The 20,649-nt window shown below is 65.3% G+C and carries 22 protein-coding genes; 13 read left to right on the top strand and 9 right to left on the bottom strand.

Annotation, left to right across the window (positions count from 1 at the left end):
* Window positions 1–2: 2 nt before the first annotated feature.
* Window positions 3–953, bottom strand: a complete 951-nt coding sequence (gene ispH, locus ACMUJL_RS07510; protein ID WP_375569253.1) for a 4-hydroxy-3-methylbut-2-enyl diphosphate reductase — start codon at window positions 951–953, stop codon at window positions 3–5.
* 149 nt (window positions 954–1,102) lie between these two features.
* Here ispH and ACMUJL_RS07505 point away from each other — a divergent pair, with 149 nt between their 5' ends.
* Window positions 1,103–1,552: a c-type cytochrome gene (locus ACMUJL_RS07505; RefSeq protein ID WP_375573981.1), complete on the top strand. Its 450-nt coding sequence runs from the start codon at window positions 1,103–1,105 to the stop codon at window positions 1,550–1,552.
* A 119-nt stretch (window positions 1,553–1,671) separates the two neighbouring features.
* Here the strand turns inward: ACMUJL_RS07505 and ACMUJL_RS07500 are convergent, their stop codons facing one another.
* Entirely contained in the window at window positions 1,672–2,244 is a 573-nt protein-coding gene (locus tag ACMUJL_RS07500; protein WP_068287226.1) for an NYN domain-containing protein, read from the bottom strand.
* Between the two features lie 185 nt (window positions 2,245–2,429).
* On the opposite strand from ACMUJL_RS07500, the gene folK reads away from it, so the two are divergent.
* The 12 genes from folK (at window position 2,430) to recO (ending at window position 12,690) form a co-directional block, all read left to right on the top strand.
* On the top strand, window positions 2,430–3,011 hold the full coding sequence (folK, locus tag ACMUJL_RS07495) for a 2-amino-4-hydroxy-6-hydroxymethyldihydropteridine diphosphokinase (RefSeq protein ID WP_375569255.1): 582 nt from the start codon (window positions 2,430–2,432) through the stop codon (window positions 3,009–3,011).
* A gap of 97 nt (window positions 3,012–3,108) precedes the next feature.
* Window positions 3,109–3,468, top strand: coding sequence for a DNA-directed RNA polymerase subunit omega (rpoZ, locus tag ACMUJL_RS07490; RefSeq protein WP_068287231.1), 360 nt, complete (start codon window positions 3,109–3,111; stop codon window positions 3,466–3,468).
* A gap of 29 nt (window positions 3,469–3,497) precedes the next feature.
* Window positions 3,498–5,630 carry a RelA/SpoT family protein gene (locus ACMUJL_RS07485; protein WP_068287234.1) on the top strand — a complete coding sequence of 711 codons (2,133 nt, stop codon included), beginning with the start codon at window positions 3,498–3,500 and terminating at the stop codon, window positions 5,628–5,630.
* A gap of 15 nt (window positions 5,631–5,645) precedes the next feature.
* Window positions 5,646–6,308: a DUF2062 domain-containing protein gene (locus ACMUJL_RS07480; protein ID WP_375569258.1), complete on the top strand. Its 663-nt coding sequence runs from the start codon at window positions 5,646–5,648 to the stop codon at window positions 6,306–6,308.
* An 18-nt stretch (window positions 6,309–6,326) separates the two neighbouring features.
* On the top strand, window positions 6,327–7,088 hold the full coding sequence (locus ACMUJL_RS07475; RefSeq protein ID WP_068287240.1) for a pyridoxine 5'-phosphate synthase: 762 nt from the start codon (window positions 6,327–6,329) through the stop codon (window positions 7,086–7,088).
* Window positions 7,089–7,092: 4 nt separating this feature from the next.
* Window positions 7,093–8,586 (top strand): alpha/beta hydrolase, encoded by a 1,494-nt coding sequence (locus tag ACMUJL_RS07470; RefSeq protein WP_375569260.1) that lies wholly within the window; start codon window positions 7,093–7,095, stop codon window positions 8,584–8,586.
* Between the two features lie 13 nt (window positions 8,587–8,599).
* Complete coding sequence (gene acpS, locus ACMUJL_RS07465) at window positions 8,600–9,013, top strand: holo-ACP synthase (RefSeq protein ID WP_375569262.1); 414 nt, start codon at window positions 8,600–8,602, stop codon at window positions 9,011–9,013.
* Between the two features lie 106 nt (window positions 9,014–9,119).
* A complete protein-coding gene (lepB, locus tag ACMUJL_RS07460) occupies window positions 9,120–9,956 on the top strand; it encodes a signal peptidase I (protein ID WP_068287245.1) in 837 nt (278 codons plus the stop codon).
* Window positions 9,953–10,636, top strand: coding sequence for a ribonuclease III (gene rnc, locus ACMUJL_RS07455; protein WP_068287248.1), 684 nt, complete (start codon window positions 9,953–9,955; stop codon window positions 10,634–10,636). Before lepB ends, rnc begins: the two co-directional genes overlap by 4 nt.
* Window positions 10,633–11,538, top strand: a complete 906-nt coding sequence (era, locus tag ACMUJL_RS07450; RefSeq protein WP_068287251.1) for a GTPase Era — start codon at window positions 10,633–10,635, stop codon at window positions 11,536–11,538. Before rnc ends, era begins: the two co-directional genes overlap by 4 nt.
* A 56-nt stretch (window positions 11,539–11,594) precedes the next feature.
* Window positions 11,595–11,930 (top strand): DUF1491 family protein, encoded by a 336-nt coding sequence (locus ACMUJL_RS07445; protein ID WP_068287254.1) that lies wholly within the window; start codon window positions 11,595–11,597, stop codon window positions 11,928–11,930.
* Window positions 11,931–11,952: 22 nt separating this feature from the next.
* Window positions 11,953–12,690 carry a DNA repair protein RecO gene (recO, locus tag ACMUJL_RS07440; protein WP_068287257.1) on the top strand — a complete coding sequence of 246 codons (738 nt, stop codon included), beginning with the start codon at window positions 11,953–11,955 and terminating at the stop codon, window positions 12,688–12,690.
* Window positions 12,691–12,697: 7 nt separating this feature from the next.
* On the opposite strand, the gene ACMUJL_RS07435 is transcribed toward recO, so the two are convergent.
* The 7 genes from ACMUJL_RS07435 to ACMUJL_RS07405 form a co-directional block, all read right to left on the bottom strand.
* A complete protein-coding gene (locus tag ACMUJL_RS07435; protein ID WP_068287260.1) occupies window positions 12,698–13,252 on the bottom strand; it encodes a TetR/AcrR family transcriptional regulator in 555 nt (184 codons plus the stop codon).
* Between the two features lie 135 nt (window positions 13,253–13,387).
* Complete coding sequence (locus tag ACMUJL_RS07430; protein WP_375569267.1) at window positions 13,388–14,755, bottom strand: FAD-dependent oxidoreductase; 1,368 nt, start codon at window positions 14,753–14,755, stop codon at window positions 13,388–13,390.
* A 3-nt stretch (window positions 14,756–14,758) separates the two neighbouring features.
* Window positions 14,759–15,628: an isocitrate lyase/PEP mutase family protein gene (locus tag ACMUJL_RS07425; RefSeq protein ID WP_375569269.1), complete on the bottom strand. Its 870-nt coding sequence runs from the start codon at window positions 15,626–15,628 to the stop codon at window positions 14,759–14,761.
* Window positions 15,625–16,245 carry a cysteine hydrolase family protein gene (locus ACMUJL_RS07420; protein ID WP_375569271.1) on the bottom strand — a complete coding sequence of 207 codons (621 nt, stop codon included), beginning with the start codon at window positions 16,243–16,245 and terminating at the stop codon, window positions 15,625–15,627. The genes ACMUJL_RS07425 and ACMUJL_RS07420 overlap by 4 nt, the downstream gene beginning before the upstream one ends.
* A gap of 3 nt (window positions 16,246–16,248) precedes the next feature.
* On the bottom strand, window positions 16,249–18,327 hold the full coding sequence (locus ACMUJL_RS07415) for a hydantoinase/oxoprolinase family protein (protein WP_375569273.1): 2,079 nt from the start codon (window positions 18,325–18,327) through the stop codon (window positions 16,249–16,251).
* Window positions 18,324–20,027, bottom strand: a complete 1,704-nt coding sequence (locus ACMUJL_RS07410; protein WP_375569275.1) for a hydantoinase B/oxoprolinase family protein — start codon at window positions 20,025–20,027, stop codon at window positions 18,324–18,326. The genes ACMUJL_RS07415 and ACMUJL_RS07410 overlap by 4 nt, the downstream gene beginning before the upstream one ends.
* Window positions 20,024–20,599, bottom strand: coding sequence for a tautomerase family protein (locus ACMUJL_RS07405; RefSeq protein WP_375569277.1), 576 nt, complete (start codon window positions 20,597–20,599; stop codon window positions 20,024–20,026). The genes ACMUJL_RS07410 and ACMUJL_RS07405 overlap by 4 nt, the downstream gene beginning before the upstream one ends.
* Window positions 20,600–20,649: the final 50 nt, after the last annotated feature.

Here is a 20,649-nt window from a genome sequence, read left to right as displayed (position 1 = left end):
CCTCAGGCCGGTTGCCGCAGGACACGCGGCACCTTGAATTCCACGTTTTCCTCGGCGGTGACGATCTGCTCCACCGTCACGTCAAAGCGGTCGCGGAAGGCGTCCACCACCTCGGTGATCAGAACATCCGGGGCCGATGCGCCCGCCGTGATCCCGATGCTGGAAATCCCGTCCAGCGCGCGCCAGTCGATGTCGCTGGCCCGCTGCACCAGCTGCGCATAGCCGCAACCGGCCCGCGCGCCCACTTCGACGAGACGCCGGGAGTTCGACGAGTTCGGCGCCCCCACGACCAGCATCGCCTCGCATTTGGGCGCCATCGCCTTGACGGCTTCCTGCCGGTTCGTGGTGGCATAGCAGATGTCTTCCTTGTGCGGCCCCACGATGCCCGGAAATCGCGCCTTGAGCGCCGCGACCACTTCGGCAGTGTCATCCACGGACAAGGTGGTTTGCGTCACGAACGCCAGCTTTGCCGGATCGCGCACCGCAAGGGCCGCCACATCCTGAGGGGTTTCGACCAGCAGCACCTCGCCATCCGGCAATTGTCCCATGGTGCCAATGGTTTCGGGATGCCCGGCATGGCCGATCATGACGATCTGCAGCCCGTTGTCATGGTGGCGTTCCGCCTCGATATGCACCTTGCTGACCAGCGGGCATGTGGCGTCGACATAGATCATCTGGCGCGCTTGTGCCGTCGCGGGCACGGATTTCGGCACGCCATGGGCCGAGAAGATCACGGGGCGGTCGCCGGGCACCTCGTCCAGTTCCTCGACGAATACCGCGCCCTTGGCACGCAGCCCGTCGACGACGAATTTGTTGTGCACGATTTCATGGCGGACAAAGACGGGCGCGCCCCATTTGTCCAGCGCCATCTCGACGATCTTGATGGCGCGGTCCACGCCGGCGCAGAACCCGCGGGGTGCAGCCAGATAAAGGGTAAGGGGCGGTTTGGTCATCGCGTTCTCCTGTTACCCGCAGAGGTAAAGCCTGATCCGCCTCGGGTCCAGCCCCCAAGACGGCAGGGCCGCGATCTCACGGCGCTGTGACTTGCCCGCCAAGGCCCTGTGGCAGATGGTGCGGGCGACAACAGGAAAGGATCGTGACGATGCGGATGCGGATGCTGGCCATACTTGCCCTTGCACCCGTGGCGCAGCCGCTGAGCGCTGCGGAGCAGGCCGGTTTCCTGCCGTGGCGCGATGCGGCGGCGGTGGCGCGGGGGCAGCAGATCTATGGTGAATATTGCGCGGCCTGTCATGGCGCGAACCTTGAAGGACAGCCGGACTGGCAGGTCCGGGGCGATGACGGCTATTTGCCCGCACCGCCGCATGATCCCGGCGGTCATACCTGGCATCACCCGGACCAGCAGCTGTTCGACATCACGAAATACGGGATCGAGGCGATGGTGGGTGGGGGCTATCGCAGCCGCATGTCCGGCTATGGAGACATCCTGACCGATGCCGAGATCGCGGCAACGCTGGCCTATATCAAAAGCACCTGGCCCGACCGCGTGATCGAGATCCATGACCAGATCAACGAAAGGGCCGCCGCGAACTGATCTGCCGGCAGGCCCGGGGCTGAGCCTCGCCCCGGCTCAAATGGGAAAGGGCGGATTGCCGGTGCAACCCGCCCCTTTTCCGTGTTCCCGAGGCAGGGGCCGAAAATACGGTCCAGTCCTCAGGCTTCGGCCGAGACGCCGTTTTCCCGCGGCGCCATCATGTCGCGCGGAGGGCGACCGATCACATCCTTGAGCTCGTCCAGTTCGATGAAATTATCGGCCTGGCGGCGCAGTTCGTCCGCGATCATGGGGGGCTGGCTGCGGATCGTCGACACGACCGACACCCGCACACCCTGCCGCTGGAGGCTTTCCACGAGGGGGCGGAAATCGCCATCGCCGGAGAACAGAACGATATGATCCACACGCGGGGCCAGCTCCATGGCGTCGACCGTCAGCTCGATGTCCATGTTGCCCTTGACCTTCCGGCGTCCCTGGCCGTCGGTGTATTCCTTGGCGGGTTTCGTCACCATCGTGTAGCCATTGTAGTGCAGCCAGTCGACAAGGGGGCGGATCGGCGAATATTCGTCGTTTTCCAGCAGCGCCGTGTAGTAGAATGCACGCACCAGCTTGCCGCGACGCATGAATTCCTGGCGGAGCAGTTTGTAGTCTATGTCGAACCCAAGCGAGCGAGCGGCCGCGTATAGATTCGATCCATCGATGAACAGCGCAAGCCGTTCGTCCTTGTAAAACATTTTAGGGTCCTTCCGGGTTCCGTCCCGTCGCGGCAATGGGTAGGGTGAGTGGTGGGTCAGAACAAAAAAATGGGTAATCGCGAGTGGTGCGAGGTGTAAAATACGCGACAGGTAGCGGTGAAATTAGGCTGAGCCTGTTCTGATCGCAAGCCATTAGGGACTTATCGAAAGACAGCTGCAAATTCATGTCGGTTCACGAATATCTCATCGCCCTCGGCGGCAATCTTCCCGGACAGGACGGCGGCGCGGACCGGACATTGCGCGCCGCGCTCGACGATATCGCGGCCTCGGGTCTGCAGGTGCTGGCCGTCAGCCGTTTTTTCGACACCCCCTGCTTTCCCGCGGGTGCGGGTCCCGATTACGTGAATGCCGCGGCACGTGTGGCAGCTGACAAGACCCCGCAGGAGGTGCTTGAGATCCTGCACCGGATCGAGGACCGACATGGCCGCAAACGCTTGCAGCGCTGGGGGATGCGCACTCTTGATCTGGATCTTCTTGCCGCCGGTGACACGGTTCTGCCGGATGCGGCGACCCAGACCGCATGGCGCGACCTTCCGGCCGAGCGTCAGGCGCAGGACATGCCCGACCGGCTGATCCTGCCTCATCCCAGGCTTCAGGATCGCGCTTTCGTGCTGGTCCCGCTGAGCGACGTGGCACCCGACTGGGTGCATCCGCTGACCGGCCAGACCGTGTCGCAGATGTGCGCGGCGCTTGCCCCGGCAGACCGGGTGGCGGTGCGACCCGCGCAATCGGGACCCTGCCAATAGCGGCTTGTAAATGGCATCGATCCAGCCTAGATAGCGGGTTTCTACAAGGTACACCGTGGCGTGTATCTACACGACATCCGCTGATTGGAGTGATCTCATGGCCCGCGTAACCGTTGAAGACTGCGTAGACAAGGTTCCGAACCGGTTCGAACTGGTGATGCTTGCCGCACACCGGGCGCGTGAAATCGCTTCTGGCGCGGCCCTTACCGTGGATCGCGACAAGGACAAGAACCCCGTCGTCGCCCTGCGCGAAATCGCAGAGGAAACCCAGTCCGCCGGCGAACTGCGCGAGCGCCTGATCGAATCGAACCAGAACCAGATCGAGGTCGACGAGCCCGAGGATGATTCGATGGCCCTGCTGATGGGTGGCGGCGAAGCGGCCGACAAGCCGATGGACGATGACATGTCCGAGGAAAAACTGCTGCGCGCCCTGATGGAAGCACAGGGCCAGGGCTGAGGCCCGCGCGCAGGAAGGAAGCGGACGGAATGATCGCGGTTGAAGACCTGATCGCACTGGTCCGCAACTACAACCCCAAGACCAACGAGGCGCTGATCCGCGCGGCCTATGACTATGGCCGCGCCTTGCACGAGGGTCAGTTCCGCCAGTCGGGTGAGCCGTATTTCACCCATCCCGTCGCCGTGGCGGCGATCCTGACCGAGCAGCGGCTGGACGATGCCACCATCGTGACGGCGCTCTTGCATGACACGATCGAGGATACCAAGGCATCCTATGCCGAGGTGGCCGAACGCTTCGGTACCGAGATCGCCGATCTGGTCGATGGCGTGACCAAGCTGACGAACCTGCAACTGTCATCAAGCGAGACCCAGCAGGCCGAGAACTTCCGCAAGCTGTTCATGGCCATGTCCAAGGATCTGCGCGTGATCCTGGTCAAGCTGGCCGACCGTCTGCACAACATGCGCACCATCAAGGCCATGCGCCCCGAGAAGCAGGCCAAGAAAGCGCGCGAGACGATGGATATTTTCGCACCGCTTGCTGGCCGCATGGGCATGCAATGGATGCGCGAGGAGCTCGAGGATCTGGCATTTAAGGTCCTCAACCCCGAAGGCCGCGCCTCGATCATGCGCCGCTTCATCACCCTGCAGAAGGAAACCGGCGATGTGATCCACCGCATCACCGGCGACATGCGTTCGGAACTCGAAAAGGCCGGCGTCGAGGCGCAGGTTTTCGGGCGGGCCAAGAAGCCCTATTCGATCTGGCGCAAGATGGAAGAGAAGGAGATGGGGTTCTCGCGCCTCTCCGACATCTACGGGTTCCGCGTGATCACCCTGTCCGAGGAAGATTGCTACCGCGCACTGGGCGTGATCCATCAGCGCTGGCGCGCGGTGCCCGGACGGTTCAAGGATTACATCAGCCAGCCGAAATCCAACGGCTACCGGTCCATTCACACCACCGTTTCGGGGCGCGACGGCAAGCGGGTCGAGGTGCAGATCCGCACCCGGCAGATGCACGATGTGGCCGAAACCGGCGTTGCCGCGCATTGGTCCTATCGCGATGGCGTGCGCACGCAGAACCCCTTTGCCGTTGATCCCGCCAAATGGATCGCGGGCCTGTCCGAACAGTTCGACGCCGAAGAGGATCACCACGAATTCCTCGAGGCGGTAAAGCTCGAGATGTATTCGGATCAGGTCTTCTGCTTCACGCCCAAGGGCGATGTGGTGAAACTGCCGCGCGGCGCGACACCCATCGATTTCGCCTATGCGATCCACACCAGGATCGGGAACGCCTGCGTGGGTGCCAAGATCGACGGGATGCGCGTGCCGCTCTGGACCCGGATCAAGAACGGCCAGTCGGTCGAGATCATCACAGCCCAGGGCCAGATCCCGCAGGCCACATGGCTTGAAATCGCCACCACCGGCAAGGCCAAGGCCGCCATCCGCCGCGCCCTGCGCGAGGTCGACCGCGGCCGTTTCATCAAGCTGGGGCAAGAGCTGGCGCGATCCGCATTCGAGCATCTGGGCAAGAAGGCCACCGACAAGGTGCTGGATACCGCCGCGCGCCATCTGCGTCTGGACGGGCGCGACGAGGTGCTGGCGCGCCTTGGCAGCGCCGAACTGAGTGCGCGCGAGGTGGTGCGCTCGGTCTATCCCGACCTGACGCCGGATCAGACGGACGAGATCGACACCAAGCGCGCCGTGATCGGTCTTTCGCCCGAGCAGAATTTCGACCGCGCCCGCTGCTGCCAGCCCCTTCCGGGCGAGCGTATCGTGGGCATCACCTTCCGCGGCAAGGGCGTGGTGGTGCATGCCATCGATTGCGAGGCCCTGACCGCCTACGAGGATCAGCCCGACCGCTGGCTGGACCTGCATTGGCATTCGGGCAAGCACCCGCCGATCCACACCGCCACCCTGAACCTGACCATCGGCAATGACGCGGGCGTGCTGGGGCGCATCTGCACGCTGATCGGTGAACAGAAGGCCAACATCTCGGACTTGCAATTCGTGGATCGCAAGCCAGATTTCTATCGACTCCTGATCGAAGTCGATTTGCGGGATGCCGAACACCTGCACTCCGTCATTTCCGCTCTTGAGGCGGAAAGCGACGTGGCCGCAGTCGAAAGGTTTCGGGATCCATCCCGTGCCGGCGCGTCGAACGGGTAGAGGAGGAGCAGGTCCTTGGTATTCAAGCGCAGGGAAAAGCGTCCGCTCTGGCAGGTCGTGTTCGAATTCTTCTGGCCGCGCGGCGGCTGGTCGCGTGCGGCGCAATATGTCCGCCACCGCCTGCATCGCCTGCCCGATACGCCGGAAAAGATCGCCCGCGGCATTTTTGCGGGTGTGTTCACCACCTTCACACCCTTTTACGGCCTGCATTTCCTGACTGCGGCCATCATCGCATTCGTGATGCGCGGCAATATCCTGGCGGCCCTGCTGGCGACCTTCTTCGGCAATCCGCTGACCTATGTCCCGATCGGCGTCATCTCGATGCGGATGGGATATTTTCTGTTGGGCACGCCGGCGCATTCCGATGATCACATCGCGCGCTCGCTGGGCGGCAAGTTCATGGATGCGGGCGAGGCGCTGCAACACAATTTCATGGCTATGTTCACCGATGCCACCGTCGACTGGCACAGCCTCAAGATCTTCTACGACGAGGTTTTCTTTCCCTATCTGATCGGGGGGATCATTCCGGGCCTTGTCGCGGCGACGATCTGCTACATCATCAGTGTCCCGCTGATCCGCGCCTATCAGAAACGCCGCAGCGGGGCGATCAAGGCAAAGCTTGCGGCACTCAAGGCCAAGGCCAAGCGCTCGGCCGAGGTGCGCCAGAAAACCGATTGACCCGAAAGGAAGATTGCGATGAAGCCGCTTGGAAAGCTGCGCCTTGGTGTGAATATCGACCATGTGGCCACTGTGCGGAACGCACGTGGCGGGGACACGCCTGATCCGCTGCGGGCCGCGAAACTGGCCGAAGAGGCGGGGGCCGACGGCATCACCGCCCACCTGCGCGAAGACAGGCGCCACATCTCGGACGCCGATATCGAAGGGCTGATGCAGATGCTGCGCGTGCCGCTGAACTTCGAGATGGCCGCGACCGAGGAAATGCAGCGCATCGCGCTGCGCCACCGCCCGCATGCTGTCTGCATCGTGCCCGAAAAGCGCGAGGAACGCACGACCGAGGGCGGGCTTGAAGTCGCGCGCGAGGAAAACCGGCTGGCCCATTTCATCGCGCCCCTGCGCGAGGCGGGCTGCCGCGTATCGATCTTCATCGCCGCCGATGCCCGCCAGATCGAGGCCGCGCACCGGATCGGTGCGCAGGTGATCGAACTGCACTCGGGCGCTTATTGCGATGCCCATCACGAGGGGCGCTTCGATGACCGGGACCGCGAACTCGAAGCCCTGCGCGAGATGTCCAGCTTTGCGCATTCGCTTGGCCTTGAGGTGCATGTGGGCCATGGCCTGACCTATGATACCGTGAAACCCGTCGCCGCCTTTCCAGAGGTGATGGAGCTGAACATCGGTCATTTCATCATCGGCGAGGCGATCTTTCGCGGGCTGGCCCCGGCCATTCACGAAATGCGCCGCCTGATGGACGAGGCCCGCGCCCCCGAACAGGCCTGATCCCATGGCCGCCCGGCGCTTGACCCTGTGGCGGCAGGCGGTCCTGCTGCTGGGCATGGGGCTTGCGCTGCTGGCCTTGTGGCAGCTTGAGCGCGCGCGCGCCGGTTTGCAGATCGACAGGATCAGCGTGGCTGGGACACCCGTCACCCGTGCCGCCTTGCCCGGCGCCGAAGGCCCGCTGGTGATCGTCGCACATGGATTTGCAGGGTCGCGCCAGATGATGCAGGGCTATGCCCTGCCGCTGGCGCGGGCAGGCTATCGTGTCTGGTCCTTCGATTTTCAGGGCCATGGGCGCAACCCGGTGCCGATGTCCGGTGATGTCACCGTGATCGAAGGCACGACCATGCGCCTTGTCGATCAGACCTTGGCGGTTGTCGCCGCCGCCCGCATGGCCGAAGACTGGGACGGGCCGGTGGCCTTGCTGGGGCATTCGATGGCGACCGACATCATCATCCGCACCGCTGCCGCCGATCCCGGCATCGGCCCGATCGTGGCGATTTCCGCCTTCTCGCAGGCCGTCACCCCGGCTTTCCCCGCCGACATGCTGCTGATCAGCGGGCAGGGCGAGCCGCCCCTGCGCCGCTTTGCCCTTGACGCCTTGCGGATGCTGGACCCGCAGGCTGCGGAAGGGCAGACGGTGACGGACGGCGCCATCCGGCGCGCGGCTATCGTCGCGCCGGGTGTCGAGCATGTGGGTGTTCTGTTCAGCCGGGCCGGGCAAGCGGCGGCGCTGGACTGGCTGGACGGGTTCTTTGGTCGCTCCAGCGATGTCAGGCCGCCTGCGACGGGTGGCTGGCTGGCGTTGCTGCTGGCCGCAATCGTGGCGCTGGCCTGGCCGCTGTCGCGCCGCTTGCCGAAGCGCGCCATGGCGCAACCGTCCGTCAGCCGCAGGCAGCTTGCGCTTGCCGTCCTGATACCGGCCGCCGTGGCCCCGGTGCTGGCGGTGATGCTGGGCCTGCAGACCCTGCCGGTGCTGGTGGCCGATCATCTGGCGGTGCACCTGTTTGTCTATGGTGTGCTGCAACTGGCGATCCTGTGGCGCTGCGGCCTGCGGCCCGGCCCGCTGTCATGGCCTGCGGCAGGTTTCCTGTTGCTCTGGGGGCTGGGCGTCTTCGGTCTTGCGCTGGATCGCTATGGTGCGAATTTCCTGCCCACGGTCGAACGCGGCTGGATCATCGCGGCGCTGATCCTGGGCGCGGTGCCCTTCATGCTGGCCGACGCGCTGGTCAGCGGGGCAGGGCATGGCACCTGGGCGCGACGCATCCTGGTGCGGCTGGGATTTATTGCCTCGCTGGGCATCGCCGTGGCGCTGGATCCCGAAAGGCTGTTCTTCCTGGTGATGATCGCCCCTGTCATCCTGCTGTTCTATGTGATTCATGGTCTCATGGGGCGCTGGGTTGCCCGGCGCAGCGGTGCTGCGGCAGCGGGACTGGGTCTTGGGCTGGTGCTGGCCTGGGCGCTGGGTGTCAGTTTTCCGCTGTTCAGCGCGGCTGGTTAGAAAGGAAAAGGCAATGATCCTGGGCATCGGCACGGACCTTGCGAATATCGACCGCATCAGCGCCACGCTGGAACGTTTCGGCGACCGTTTCCGCAACCGCGTCTTCACCCCCGTCGAACAGGCCAAGGCCGAAAGGCGCAAGGATGTGGCCGGCACCTACGCCAAGCGCTGGGCTGCCAAGGAAGCCTGTTCCAAGGCGCTGGGCACCGGCCTGCGCATGGGCATCAGCTGGCGCGACATGGCCGTCACGAACCTGCGCAGCGGCCAGCCGCAGATGCAGGTTACCGGCTGGGCGGCCGAACGCCTGCGCGAGATGACACCGCCGGGGCACGAGGCGATCATCCACGTCACCCTGACCGACGATCACCCCTGGGCACAGGCCTTCGTGGTGATCGAGGCGCGTCCCATCGCCGAAAAAGGCCCCTAAGCGGTAAAACCGGCGGGAAGTGGCGCGGCATTGGGCGCAGCTTGGCTTGACTCGCGCCCCCCCGCCCCTCATGTAGCGCAGACCGCCCGAGCAGGAGCACGACCCAATGGCCACCGAAGCCAAAAAAGGCAATTCCGTCATCGAGACGATCAAGACCGTCGTTTATGCCCTCCTGATCGCGGGCCTCTTTCGCACGCTGTTCTTTCAGCCTTTCTGGATCCCGTCAGGGTCGATGAAAGAGACATTGCTGATCGGGGATTTCCTGTTCGTCAACAAGATGACCTATGGCTATTCCTTTGCATCCTGCCCCACGATCCGCATTCCCGTGGTCGGGCTGAACATCGACGCGGAAGACATCTGCGGCTTTGTCGGTGGCGACAACACGCGCCTGTTCGGGGGCGAGCCGCAGCGCGGCGATGTCGTGGTCTTCCGCCATCCGGTGAACGGGCAGGATTACATCAAGCGCCTTGTGGGGCTGCCCGGTGAAACCGTGCAGGTGATCGGTGGGGTGCTGCATATCAATGGCCAGCCCGTGCAGCTTGAGGATGACGGCATCTTCGAAGAGGTGATGACCGCCCAGGGTCCCCAGCGTCTGCGTCCGCGCTGCGAGAATGGCCCGGTCGGAGAAGGCGGCGCCTGCCTGAAGTCGCGCCAGATCGAAACCCTGCCGGGCGGGCGCAGCCATATCGTGCTGAACATCGCGCGGCAAAGCTCGGATGACACCCCGCTTTATACCGTGCCTGCGGGGCATTTCTTCTTCATGGGCGACAACCGCGACAATTCCACCGACAGCCGTGTCCCGCAGCAGGCGGGTGGCGTGGGTTTCGTGCCCTATGAAAACCTGATCGGCCGCGCCGACCGGATCATGTTCTCCTCTGCGGGCAGCTCTATGCTGGCGTTCTGGACATGGCGCAGCGACCGTTACTTCAAGGGGATCGAGTGAAGCTTTCCGCGGAACTGAAGGCGCTTGAGGGCCGGATCGGGTATCACTTCGACCGGCCCGAACTGCTGCTGCGCGCGGTGACGCATTCCTCGATGTCCTCGGCCACGCGGGACGACAACCAGCGGCTTGAATTCCTGGGCGATCGCGTGCTTGGCCTTGTGATGGCCGAAGCCCTGCTGGCCCGTGACGCCAAGGCGACCGAAGGCCAGCTGGCCCCGCGCTACAACGCATTGGTGCGCAAGGAAGCCTGCGCCGATGTCGCCCGAGAGATCGCGCTGGGCGACGTGCTGAAACTGGGCCGGTCCGAGATGATCTCGGGCGGGCGGCGCAAGCTGGCGCTCTTGGGCGATGCGATGGAGGCCCTGATCGCGGCCGTCTATCTGGATGCGGGGTTCGATCCCGCGCGCGCCCTGATCCTGCGGCTTTGGGGCGAGCGGATCGGTGCCGTCGAGGACGATGCCCGCGACGCCAAGACCGCGTTGCAGGAATGGGCGCAGGCCCGTGGCCTGCCGCCGCCGAAATATGTTGAACTGAAACGGTCCGGGCCAGATCATGCCCCGGTCTTCACAATGGCCGCCCAGCTTGAGACGGGCGACAGCGAAAGCGCCACCGCGGGATCCAAGCGGCAGGCGGAACAGGCGGCGGCAAAGGCCCTGCTGGACAGATTGGAGAGCGCATGACACGCGCAGGATTCGTGGCCCTGATCGGCGAGCCGAACGCAGGCAAATCAACGCTTCTGAACCGGATGGTGGGGGCCAAGGTCTCGATCGTCACCCACAAGGTGCAGACCACCCGCGCCCGTATCCGCGGGGTCGCCATGGAAGGCGATGCGCAGATCGTCTTCGTCGATACACCCGGCCTTTTCGCCCCCAAGCGGCGGCTGGACCGGGCCATGGTGGCGGCTGCGTGGGGCGGGGCGGCCGATGCCGATATCGTGGTGCTTATGGTCGAGGCGCATCGCGGCGTGACCGAAGGCGTGCAGCGCATCCTTGAAGGTCTGGAGGGGATCGGCAAAAGCCGCCCCGTGGCGCTGGCGATCAACAAGATCGACCGCGTGAAATCCGAGGCGCTGCTGGCGCTGACCAAGGATCTGAACGACCGTTTTCCCTTCGTGGAAACCTTCATGATCTCGGCCGAAAAGGGTCATGGCGTGAAGGCGTTGCGCGAATGGCTGGCCAGGGAATTGCCCGAAGGCCCCTGGCTCTACCCCGAGGATCAGATCGCCGATCTGCCGATGCGCATGATCGCGGCCGAGATGACGCGCGAAAAGCTGACCCTGCGCCTGCATCAGGAATTGCCCTATCAGCTGACGGTCGAGACCGAGAACTGGGAAGAGCGCAAGGACGGCTCGGCCCGTATCGATCAGGTGGTCTATGTGATCCGCGACGGCCACAAGGGCATCGTGCTGGGCAACAAGGGCGAGACGATCAAGGCTGTTGGCCAGGCCGCCCGCGCCGAGATGGAGGAATTCCTGGGCCGCAAGGTGCACCTGTTCCTGCAGGTCAAGGTGCGCTCCGGCTGGCTGGACGAGGCCGAGCGCTATTCCGAGATGGGGCTGGATTTCAAGGACGGGAACGCCTGAGCCCGGACACTGCCGCGCATTGAGTGTTTTGGGAACAAGGAAGCAGGGGGCGTGCCATGTCGGATCGCTTGACCGCAAGTTTCTGGGTGTCGGCCTATTTGGCGCGGCTGCGCCTGGCCGATATTCCGGGTTTCGTGGTGGCGCATGGCGATGACAGTGCGGGCGCGGTTCTGGTCAAGCTGAACACGCTGGACGGACGCGCCGTCGCGTTTCAGCGATCCTTCGATCTGATGTTGGGCGCGCGCGCATGGGTCGTTCTGGCCGAGGGGGACGAGGCCGCGGTGGACGCCGCCCTGCGCCGCCAGCGCGACCGCGACCGCGATGTCTGGGTGATCGAGGTCGAGGATCGACAGGGCAGGCATCTGCTGGACGAACCGGGATTGTCGGACTGACGGCAGGGCCTATAGTCAGGCGATGGACTGGCGCGATCAGGGGATATTGCTGAGCAGCAGACGGCACGGGGAATCCGCGGCCATCATCGAGGTATTCACCCGTGAACACGGCCGCCATGCAGGTGTGGTGCGGGGCGGAGCAAGCCGCAAGATCGCACCGATCCTGCAGCCGGGCGCGCAGCTTGACGTGACATGGCGCGCGCGGCTTGAGGATCACATCGGCAGTTACACCGTCGAACCCCTGCGCAGCCGCGCGGCGGCGGCCCTCTCCGACAGGCAGGCCCTTGCAGGGCTGAACGCGGTTACAGCCTTGCTCTTGTTCGCGCTGCCCGAACGCGAAGGCCATCCGGTGCTTTATGCGCGCAGCGAGGCGCTTCTGGATCTGCTGGGGGATCAGGACCTTTGGCCGCTGGCCTATCTGCAATGGGAACTGGCGCTGCTGGAAGAGGCCGGGTTTGGCCTGGACCTGAGCACCTGCGCCGTGCTGGGACATGGGGCCAATGACCTGAGTTATGTCTCGCCGCGCTCGGGGCGCGCGGTGTCGCGGGCGGGGGCGGGCGACTGGGCGGACCGTCTGTTGCCCCTGCCGCCCTGCTTGATGGGGCACGGTCCCGCCCCTGATCACGAGATCGCGGAAGGCCTGCGCACCACCGGCCATTTCCTGCGCGAACATCTGGCACCCGCCATGGGCAACAAGCCCCTGCCCGAGGCGCGTCAGCGTTTTGTGGATGCTTTCGCCCGGCGCAGCGCGCAGGGCTGAGACCGGATCATCGCAGCGCCAGCACCAGGTCGACCAATGATCCCATCGGGCCCGCATTGTCGCGCCCGTCACGAGCGGCCAGATCCTGCATACCCACATGGGCCGCGTAGATGATCCGCGCCATCTCGGGGTTGGTGATCTCGACCTCTGTCAGAAGCTGCTGCACATGCGCCATGCGGGCGGTGTCGACGCGGGCCAGAACCTCGGCCACGGTGGCGTCCTCGCGGGCCCAGGCACGTATCGCGGGTTCTACCGTCAGATCGCCCAGAACAGGATGACCGCCCCCCGCCACGACCTGTCCCAGTCGTCGCAGCCGTGCCACGGGGGTCGGCTGATCCGCCAGAAGCGACGGGATATGATCCAGCGCCCCTTCGGCCCACAGCGACAGCATCTGGCGGTGAAAATCCGGCACATCCGCGAAATGCCAGTAGAACGAACCCTTGGTGGTGCCCAGCCGCCGTGCCATCGGTTCGGCCTTCAACGCCACTGGCCCAGCCTCTGCCAGGGCCTTGAAGCCGGCCAGCAGCCAATCGGGTCGGGTCAGGCGGGCGCGTGTGCTCATGTCTTGCGGCCTACGCTGCACCCGTGATTCCCGCAATGACAGACAGGTGATCAACGGCGAAATGTCGCGCTGCGCTGCAGCGAAGACAGGCAGATGCCTGCAAACGTGGCAGTTGGCCTGCCAAACACCCCGGTGTCACGCCGGCCAGTCTGCCCCGGCGGCCCGCCCCAGCACCACCGCGCTCAGCAGCCCGTTGCCGGACAGATAGCCGCTGTCGGCCGTGCCCGACACGCCGCAGGCGGCACCGCCCGCCGCATGCAGGTTGGGGAATACCGTGCCGTCCTGATGGCGCACGCGGCCTGTGCCAGTCACATCAAGCCCGCCCTGCGTGTGAAACAGCGCCCCCGTCACGCGCACGGCGGCATAGGGGGGTGTCAGGGGCGGGGTGGCAAAGGTCCGGCCAAAGGCATCGGTGCCCCCCTGCGGGATATTGGCCAATGTGTCGGCCAGCGCATCGGCGGGCAGGCCCATGACCGCGGCCAGCTCCGTGACGGTGTCGGCCGTCTTGATCGCGCCTTGTGCCTCGGCGGCCTGGAAATCGGCGAATTGCCGGGCAATCCCCGCGATGCGGCTGTCGAAGACAGCCCAGGCCTGACCCTGCGGCTGGCCCATCACGGCGCGGGCGGCCTCGGAATAGCCCTGCGCCTCGTTCCAGAAGCGGTGGCCGTCAAGGTTCACCTGCACGCCGCCTTCGGTGATCACCGCCCAGGTGATCAGGATGCCATGCGGATGGGCGACATTTCCATGTCCCTGGTAGGCGCCCAGATGCCGGGTCCCTGCGCCAAGGGCCTGACCCCACAGCACCGCCTCGCCCCGGTTGCCGTCATGCCCGAACCACAGCGCCTCGCTGATCGCGGGCATGTGTTCGGCCACCATTGTCCGGTTGCCGCCATAGCCGTTGCAGGCAAGGATCAACCGCGCACATCCGATGGTTTCGGCGCTGCCATCGGGCAGGGTGACCGTCACGCCGGTGACCGTCCGGCCTGCGTGGTGCAGAACCGTCGCGCGGCGTTCGCAGATGATGTCGATCCCTTCCGCCTCGCAGGTCTGGCGCAGCCGGTCCACCAGTTCCGCGCCCGATCGCGTGGGCAGCCCGTGCATCCGGCGCCGCGAATGGCCGGGATAGTCGAAATCCGTCACCACCGAGAACGGCAGGCCGAACCGCTCCGCCAGCCAGTCGATCGCCGGACCCGACCCGTTGGCCAAAGCCGCGACCAGATCGGGGTCATTCTCGTCATGCGCCTTGCGCTGGATGTCGGCGGCAAAAAGCGCGGCATCATCGGCAATCCCTGCCGCCGCCTGAAACGATGTCCCCGCCGCGGGGATCAGGCCCGCCGACAGCGCGGTGGACCCGCGCGGCAGGGGATCGGCCTCGATCACCAGCACCTCTTGCCCGGCTTCCCGCGCGGCCAGCGCCGCCACCATGCCGCAGGCACCGGCCCCGATGATCAGGGTCTGCACCTCAAGGTCGAAGCCACCTTCGGGGCTGGGTGCGATGGTCATGGTTCAACCCTTGTCCTGCCCGTCGAAACGCTGACCAAGGGCCAGCATCTCGGGTGTGCCGATGCAGGCGTTCAGCCCGTCGAAATCGAACATCCGGTCCGCAAAGGGCGTATTTGACCCGTTGGCGCGCAGGCTCGCGTAGTAGTCCTGCGCGGTGCGCGCCAGCGCCCGCACGATTCCGCCCGGAAAGATCACGATGTCGAAGCCGATGGACTGCAGATCCGCGGCCGAGGTGATCGGCGTATGCCCACCCTCGACCATGTTCGCCAGCAGCGGCACCCGGCCCTTGAAGGTCTGCGCGATGCGCGCCAGCTGTTCGCCCGAACGCGGTGCTTCGATGAAGAGCACATCGGCCCCGGCTGCCACATAGGCCTCGGCCCGGTCCATGGCGGCGTCGAACCCTTCGACCGCGATGGCATCGGTGCGCGCGATGATCAACGTGGCGTCATGCGCGCGCGCATCCGCCATGGCGGCGATCTTGCCGGCCATTTCAGCGGCCGAGATAAGGGACTTGTCGGCCAGATGGCCGCAGCGCTTCGGGTATGTCTGATCCTCGACCTGCAGGGCCGAGGCCCCCGCGCGTTCATAAAGCCGCATGGTGCGCTGCGCGTTCAGCGCATTGCCAAAGCCCGTATCGGCGTCGATGATCACCGGCAGCGCGGTGCGGTCGCGGATCAGGGCCATCGTATCGGCCATTTCCGAGACCGAGGTCAGGCCGATATCGGGCCGTCCCAGACGTGTATAGGCGACGGCCGCGCCGGACAGATACAGCGCCTCGAACCCGGCCTGTTCGGCCAGGGTCGCGGTCAACCCGTCATAGACGCCGGGGGCGATCAGGATCTCGGGGGCACTCAGGCGGGCGCGCAGGCTCATGTCGCGGCCTCCAGCAGGGCGATGGTGTCAGCGCAGCTCATGACATGGGTGACGGTCCCCAGCGAGATCAGCGTCGCCTCATGCACCTCGGACTTGAAGGCGGCGCAGCCATCCGACAGCATGACCGTCTCGATGTTGCGCAGATGCGCGTCGCGCAGGGTGCTGGCCACCCCGCCATTGGTGACGATCCCGCCGACGATCAGCGTATCAATCCCCAAAGCGCGCAGGATATATTCCAGCCGGGTTTGGTAGAAGGCGGAATAGGCCACCTTTTCAACGGTGTAATCCGCAGGGGCTAAGCGATCCACAAGGCTGTGCCCGAACCCGCCCGGCGCGAAATCGCCCTTCGTCAGGAAAGGCCGCAGCTGTTTGAGATGTGGTGCGATCAGGGGCTCGCCACCCGGTCCGGGCACCAGCGTGAACTGCGCCGACACATAGGTGCCGCCCTTGGCGCGCAGTGCGTCGCGCACCGGGGCCACGCGGGCGGGCAGGGCGGCAATCGCATCCGCCCCTTGCCCGGCGCGGCCATAGGCGCCTTCGGGATGCAGAAAGTCGTTTTGCAGATCAATGGTCAAAAGCGCGGTGCGCTTGGGATCAATCGTGCTCATCGCGCCCATGGATCAAACCTCCTGCCGTGTGATGATGGTGTTGCCATAGGTATCGACCGTGCCTGTCAGCCCCGGTTCGATCAAGACCGTCGTATCCGGCTGTTCCAGGATGGCGGGGCCATGGATCACGGTCCCGACAGGCAGGTCGAGCCGGTTGTAGATGGTGGTGTCATGCCACTGATCACCGAAATGCACGGCACGCGATCCTTTGTGTGCCTGCTCGGCCGTGCCTGTCCCGCGCGGGGCCAGGGTGGCCAGGTCGAATTTGGGCCGCCGTCCCGTCACGGCAGAGCGCAGGTTCATCACCCGGCGCGCGCCCTTGGGCAGCAGGCGGCCATAGGTGGCCTTGTAGGCGGCATCGAAGGCCGCGGCGATCTGGGCGCGGGTGGGCGGCACCACGCGGCCATCCGTGATAGTCACGGGCAGCGGCACGGCGACGGTATGGGTCTGCCCGACATAGGCCATGTCCAGTTCGAACGTGGTCTCGCGCGCCTCGAACCGGGTCTGCGCCGCGTCCAGCATGGCCAGGCCCTGTTCCATGTGGGTCTGCATGTAACCGGCCAGCGCGGCCTCGTCCAGGCCGTCCACCATGGCGTTGATCGTCTGCACGAAATCCTGACGCATATCGGCGATCACGCAGCCCATGGCCGAGGTCACACCCGGATAGCGCGGTACAATCGCGCGGGCCAGACCCACATCCGCCAGCATCGCGCCGGAATGCAGCGCGCCGCCGCCGCCGAAGGGCATGAAGGCAAAGCGTTTTGGATCAAACCCCCGTTCGATGCTGACCAGGCGGATCGCCCCCGCCATGCGGCTGTTGGCGACCCGCAGGATCGCCTCCGCCGCCGCCAGCGTGGACAGGCCCAGGGGCTGGCCCACATGTTCGTCAATCGCGCGCGCCGCCGCTTCCACATCCAGCCGTGTCAGCTTGCCGCCGATGGGATTGTCCGGGTCGATCCGGCCCAGCACCACATTCGCATCCGTCACAGTGGGGCGCGTATTGCCAAGGCCGTAAGCCACCGGGCCTGGGTTCGATCCGGCACTTTCCGGCCCGATCATCAGCAACCCGCCCTTGTCCACCCAGGCGATCGAGCCACCGCCCGCGCCGATCGTCGTGATCTCGATCATCGGGGATCGCACGACCATCCCGAAATCGATCGAGGTCTGGGGCGACAGCATCGACTGCCCGCCCGCGATCAGCGAGACGTCGAAACTGGTCCCGCCCATATCGCCGGTGATGACATCGGGAAAGCCTGCGGTCTGCGCGATATAAGCCGCCGCGATGACGCCAGCCGCAGGCCCCGACAGGGCCGTGCGCACCGGCAGACGGCAGGCGGTATCCACCGCCATCACCCCGCCATTCGACTGCACGATCATGAACTCGCCCCCGAACCCGCCTGCCTTCAGCGCGGTTTCCAGACGATCCAGGTAGCCCGATACCTCAGGTTGCAGATAGGCATTCAGCGCCGTGGTCGAAAACCGCTCGAACTCGCGGATCTCCGGCAGGATCTCGGAGGAGGCCGAGACATGCGGGTTCGGCCAGATCTCGCGGATCGCCGCCACCGCCGCCGCCTCGTTGGCAGGGTTGGCATAGGCATTGGCAAACATCACCGCGACAGCGGCGCAGCCCTGATCCAGAAGGGTTTGGGCCGCCGCGCGCACCGCGTCCAGATCGACGGGCGTGCGGATCGTGCCATCTGCCAGCGTGCGTTCCGGCACCTCGAGGCGCAGGTCGCGCGGCACCACGGGCGTGAAATCCCCGCGCAGCCCCCATGTCCGGGGCCGGTCGCGGCGGCGCATTTCCAGCACGTCGCGCAGCCCTTCGGTGGTGATCACGCCGATCTTGGCGCCCTTGCGTTCCAGCAAGGCATTGGTTCCCGCCGTGGTGCCATGCACGACGACGGCGACGCTTGACAGGTCCGACACCTGCCGCCCGATCCCGTCAAGAAAACCGCCCGACTGGTCGGGGCGGGTGGTCGGCACCTTGGCGACGGTGGCGGTGCCTGCGGCCTCGTCCAGCACGAAGACGTCCGTGAATGTGCCGCCCACATCGACGCCGATCATGCGGCCCGCGATTGTTGCCTCGCTCATGCCTGCGCCCCTTTCCATGCGTCGCCATAGGCCTTGTCGGCCTCTTCGGCGCTGATCAGTCCCAGCGCCACGTCATGCGCAACGGCCTTGGGGTCACGATCCGCCGCCTTGCCATAACCGCCGCCACCGGGAGTTTCCAACCGCACGGCCTGTCCCTGGGTCAGCTTGATCCCGCGCATTTTCGAGGCCAGCGGCGGGTGATGCCACCCATCAGCCTGCTCATAGGAAAAGACGTTCAACGCCGCCTCGCCGCCACCTGCGGCCCCCTTGGGTGCAAAGCGCCCACGCTCTCCGAACAGGAAGGCCTCGGCGCCGTTCTCCTCCAGCACTTCGATCTCGTAGACCGCCCCAAGACCGCCGCGATGGGCACCGGCCCCGGCGCTGTCCGGGCGCAGCGCCCATTTGCGGAACATCACCGGATAGGCGGCTTCCAGAATCTCCATCGGCGGGATCGTCGCGGTGGAAATCGGCGCGTTGCCGTGGTTCAACCCGTCGCCTTCCGGCGATCCGCCATGCCCGCCGCCGTAAAAGCTGAACATCACCCAGGGCTGGCCGTTCTTGCGCTTGCCCGCGATCGACAGCGCGTTGATCGTGCCATAGGCATTGGCCACCACGCGGTCGGGCGCGGCCTGCCCGGCGGCGGCAAAGATCACGTCGATCATGCGCAGGATCGTTTCGGTATAACCGCCGACGGGGGCGGGGAATTCGGCGGCCAGCAGCGATCCTTCCGGGATACGCACATCAATGGGCCGCATCACACCCGCATTGGCGGGCAGGGCCGGAAAGATATGCTTGATCGCCACATAGGCGGTCGCCACCGCCGTGGGCAGCGCGATGTTCACCGGCCCCGCACAGCGCGGTGCGGTGCCCGCAAAATCCAGAACCATCCGGTCGCCCTTGATCTCAAGCGCGACCTTGATCGGCAGGGCCACGTCGGTAATCCCGTCATTGTCCAGGTAATCCACCGCTTCCCAACGCCCATCGGGCAGGGCGGAAAGCTCGGCGCGCATCAGCGCCTCGGCCCGGTGGCCCAGCGCATCAAGTGCCGCGCGCACGGTGTCCGCGCCGTATTCGTCCAGCAGCTCATCCATCCGCCGCACGCCCAGATCAAGCGCGCCCAACTGCCCGTTCAGATCGCCCATGGCCGATTGCGGCAGGCGGGTGTTGCGCATCAGGATGTCGATGATGTCGGTATTCACCTCGCCGTCCCGCGCAAGGCGCACGGGCGGCAGCACAAACGCCTCCTGAAAGGCATCGGTGGCGGCGGGGTTGTAGTTGCCGGGAACCGCGCCCCCCACATCATGCCAATGCCCGACAGACGCCAGATAGCAGAACAACTGCCCATCCCGGAAATAAGGGCGCACCAGACGCATGTCCGACAGATGGGTGCCGCCCAGATGCGCATCGTTGAAGATGTAGATGTCGCCGTCGCGGATCTCTCCATGCTCGGCCGCCTTGTCGATCACCGCCTTCACCGCGAATGACATGACGCCCACGAAGATTGGCAGACCCGACTTGCCCTGCACTAGGGTGTCGCCGCTGACCGCGTGATAAAGGCCGTGCGAGGCATCATGTGCCTCGGCGATGATCGGGTTGAAGGCGGCGCGGAACAGGGTCGCGTCCATCTCGTCGGCGATCTGTTCCATCCGGCCTGCCAGGACGGCCAGGGTGATCGGGTCGATATCTGCGGTCTGGGTCATGCGTTGGGTGTTCCTGCGGATTTGACTTCGGCGATGTCGTTCCAGACATCCTGACGGGTGATCTTGCCCGCCGTGACCTCGAACCGGTCGATGAAGCGGATGCCCTCGAACGCCGTGCCATCGGGCCATTCGCCGTAAAGCGTGCCGCGCGAATAGACGACGGCATGACCATCGCCCTGCAGGGCCTCGAACCCGTCATAGGTTTTCTTGACGAAACGATAGCGCGGTTTCGACCATGCGATCAGCTCTTCCAGCGTGGTCAGGCCGGATGCGCCGGGAAAGTTCATCACGAACCCCGCCCCCAGCATGGCGTGGGCGCGGTCCAGATCGCGCGCCTCCATCGCCGCCAGATAGTCGCGCACAAGTGCACAAGGATCGGGCAGGGCGGGCGCACCGCTGCGATGGGTGCCGCCGCGCATGTAATGGGCGCGCGGCATCTCGTGCAGAATCACGGTGATCGCGTCGGGTGCGGCTGGAACGACAAGCTGCACCGCATCGGTCAAAGCCTTGCCAAGACGCGTTTTCGCATCATTGTCATAGCCCTCAAGAACATGCGCCTCGATAATCGGCATAGCGTCCGTCCTCCTGAAAATCTGTATCTTTGGTAATACAGATAGTGGTA

Source organism: Seohaeicola sp. (genome assembly GCF_048006315.1).
Taxonomy (GTDB): Bacteria; Pseudomonadota; Alphaproteobacteria; order Rhodobacterales; family Rhodobacteraceae; genus Seohaeicola.
This window is presented reverse-complemented; position numbering and strand designations above follow the sequence as displayed.

Excerpts from the sequence above, each read along its gene's own strand:
- ispH (WP_375569253.1), bottom strand. The coding sequence starts at position 953 with ATGACCAAACCGCCCCTTACCCTTTATCTGGCTGCACCCCGCGGGTTC.
- ACMUJL_RS07505 (WP_375573981.1), top strand. The coding sequence starts at position 1,103 with ATGCGGATGCGGATGCTGGCCATACTTGCCCTTGCACCCGTGGCGCAG.
- ACMUJL_RS07500 (WP_068287226.1), bottom strand. The coding sequence starts at position 2,244 with ATGTTTTACAAGGACGAACGGCTTGCGCTGTTCATCGATGGATCGAAT.
- folK (WP_375569255.1), top strand. The coding sequence starts at position 2,430 with ATGTCGGTTCACGAATATCTCATCGCCCTCGGCGGCAATCTTCCCGGA.
- rpoZ (WP_068287231.1), top strand. The coding sequence starts at position 3,109 with ATGGCCCGCGTAACCGTTGAAGACTGCGTAGACAAGGTTCCGAACCGG.
- ACMUJL_RS07485 (WP_068287234.1), top strand. The coding sequence starts at position 3,498 with ATGATCGCGGTTGAAGACCTGATCGCACTGGTCCGCAACTACAACCCC.
- ACMUJL_RS07475 (WP_068287240.1), top strand. The coding sequence starts at position 6,327 with ATGAAGCCGCTTGGAAAGCTGCGCCTTGGTGTGAATATCGACCATGTG.
- ACMUJL_RS07470 (WP_375569260.1), top strand. The coding sequence starts at position 7,093 with ATGGCCGCCCGGCGCTTGACCCTGTGGCGGCAGGCGGTCCTGCTGCTG.
- acpS (WP_375569262.1), top strand. The coding sequence starts at position 8,600 with ATGATCCTGGGCATCGGCACGGACCTTGCGAATATCGACCGCATCAGC.
- lepB (WP_068287245.1), top strand. The coding sequence starts at position 9,120 with ATGGCCACCGAAGCCAAAAAAGGCAATTCCGTCATCGAGACGATCAAG.
- era (WP_068287251.1), top strand. The coding sequence starts at position 10,633 with ATGACACGCGCAGGATTCGTGGCCCTGATCGGCGAGCCGAACGCAGGC.
- ACMUJL_RS07445 (WP_068287254.1), top strand. The coding sequence starts at position 11,595 with ATGTCGGATCGCTTGACCGCAAGTTTCTGGGTGTCGGCCTATTTGGCG.
- recO (WP_068287257.1), top strand. The coding sequence starts at position 11,953 with ATGGACTGGCGCGATCAGGGGATATTGCTGAGCAGCAGACGGCACGGG.
- ACMUJL_RS07435 (WP_068287260.1), bottom strand. The coding sequence starts at position 13,252 with ATGAGCACACGCGCCCGCCTGACCCGACCCGATTGGCTGCTGGCCGGC.
- ACMUJL_RS07430 (WP_375569267.1), bottom strand. The coding sequence starts at position 14,755 with ATGACCATCGCACCCAGCCCCGAAGGTGGCTTCGACCTTGAGGTGCAG.
- ACMUJL_RS07425 (WP_375569269.1), bottom strand. The coding sequence starts at position 15,628 with ATGAGCCTGCGCGCCCGCCTGAGTGCCCCCGAGATCCTGATCGCCCCC.
- ACMUJL_RS07420 (WP_375569271.1), bottom strand. The coding sequence starts at position 16,245 with ATGGGCGCGATGAGCACGATTGATCCCAAGCGCACCGCGCTTTTGACC.
- ACMUJL_RS07415 (WP_375569273.1), bottom strand. The coding sequence starts at position 18,327 with ATGAGCGAGGCAACAATCGCGGGCCGCATGATCGGCGTCGATGTGGGC.
- ACMUJL_RS07410 (WP_375569275.1), bottom strand. The coding sequence starts at position 20,027 with ATGACCCAGACCGCAGATATCGACCCGATCACCCTGGCCGTCCTGGCA.
- ACMUJL_RS07405 (WP_375569277.1), bottom strand. The coding sequence starts at position 20,599 with ATGCCGATTATCGAGGCGCATGTTCTTGAGGGCTATGACAATGATGCG.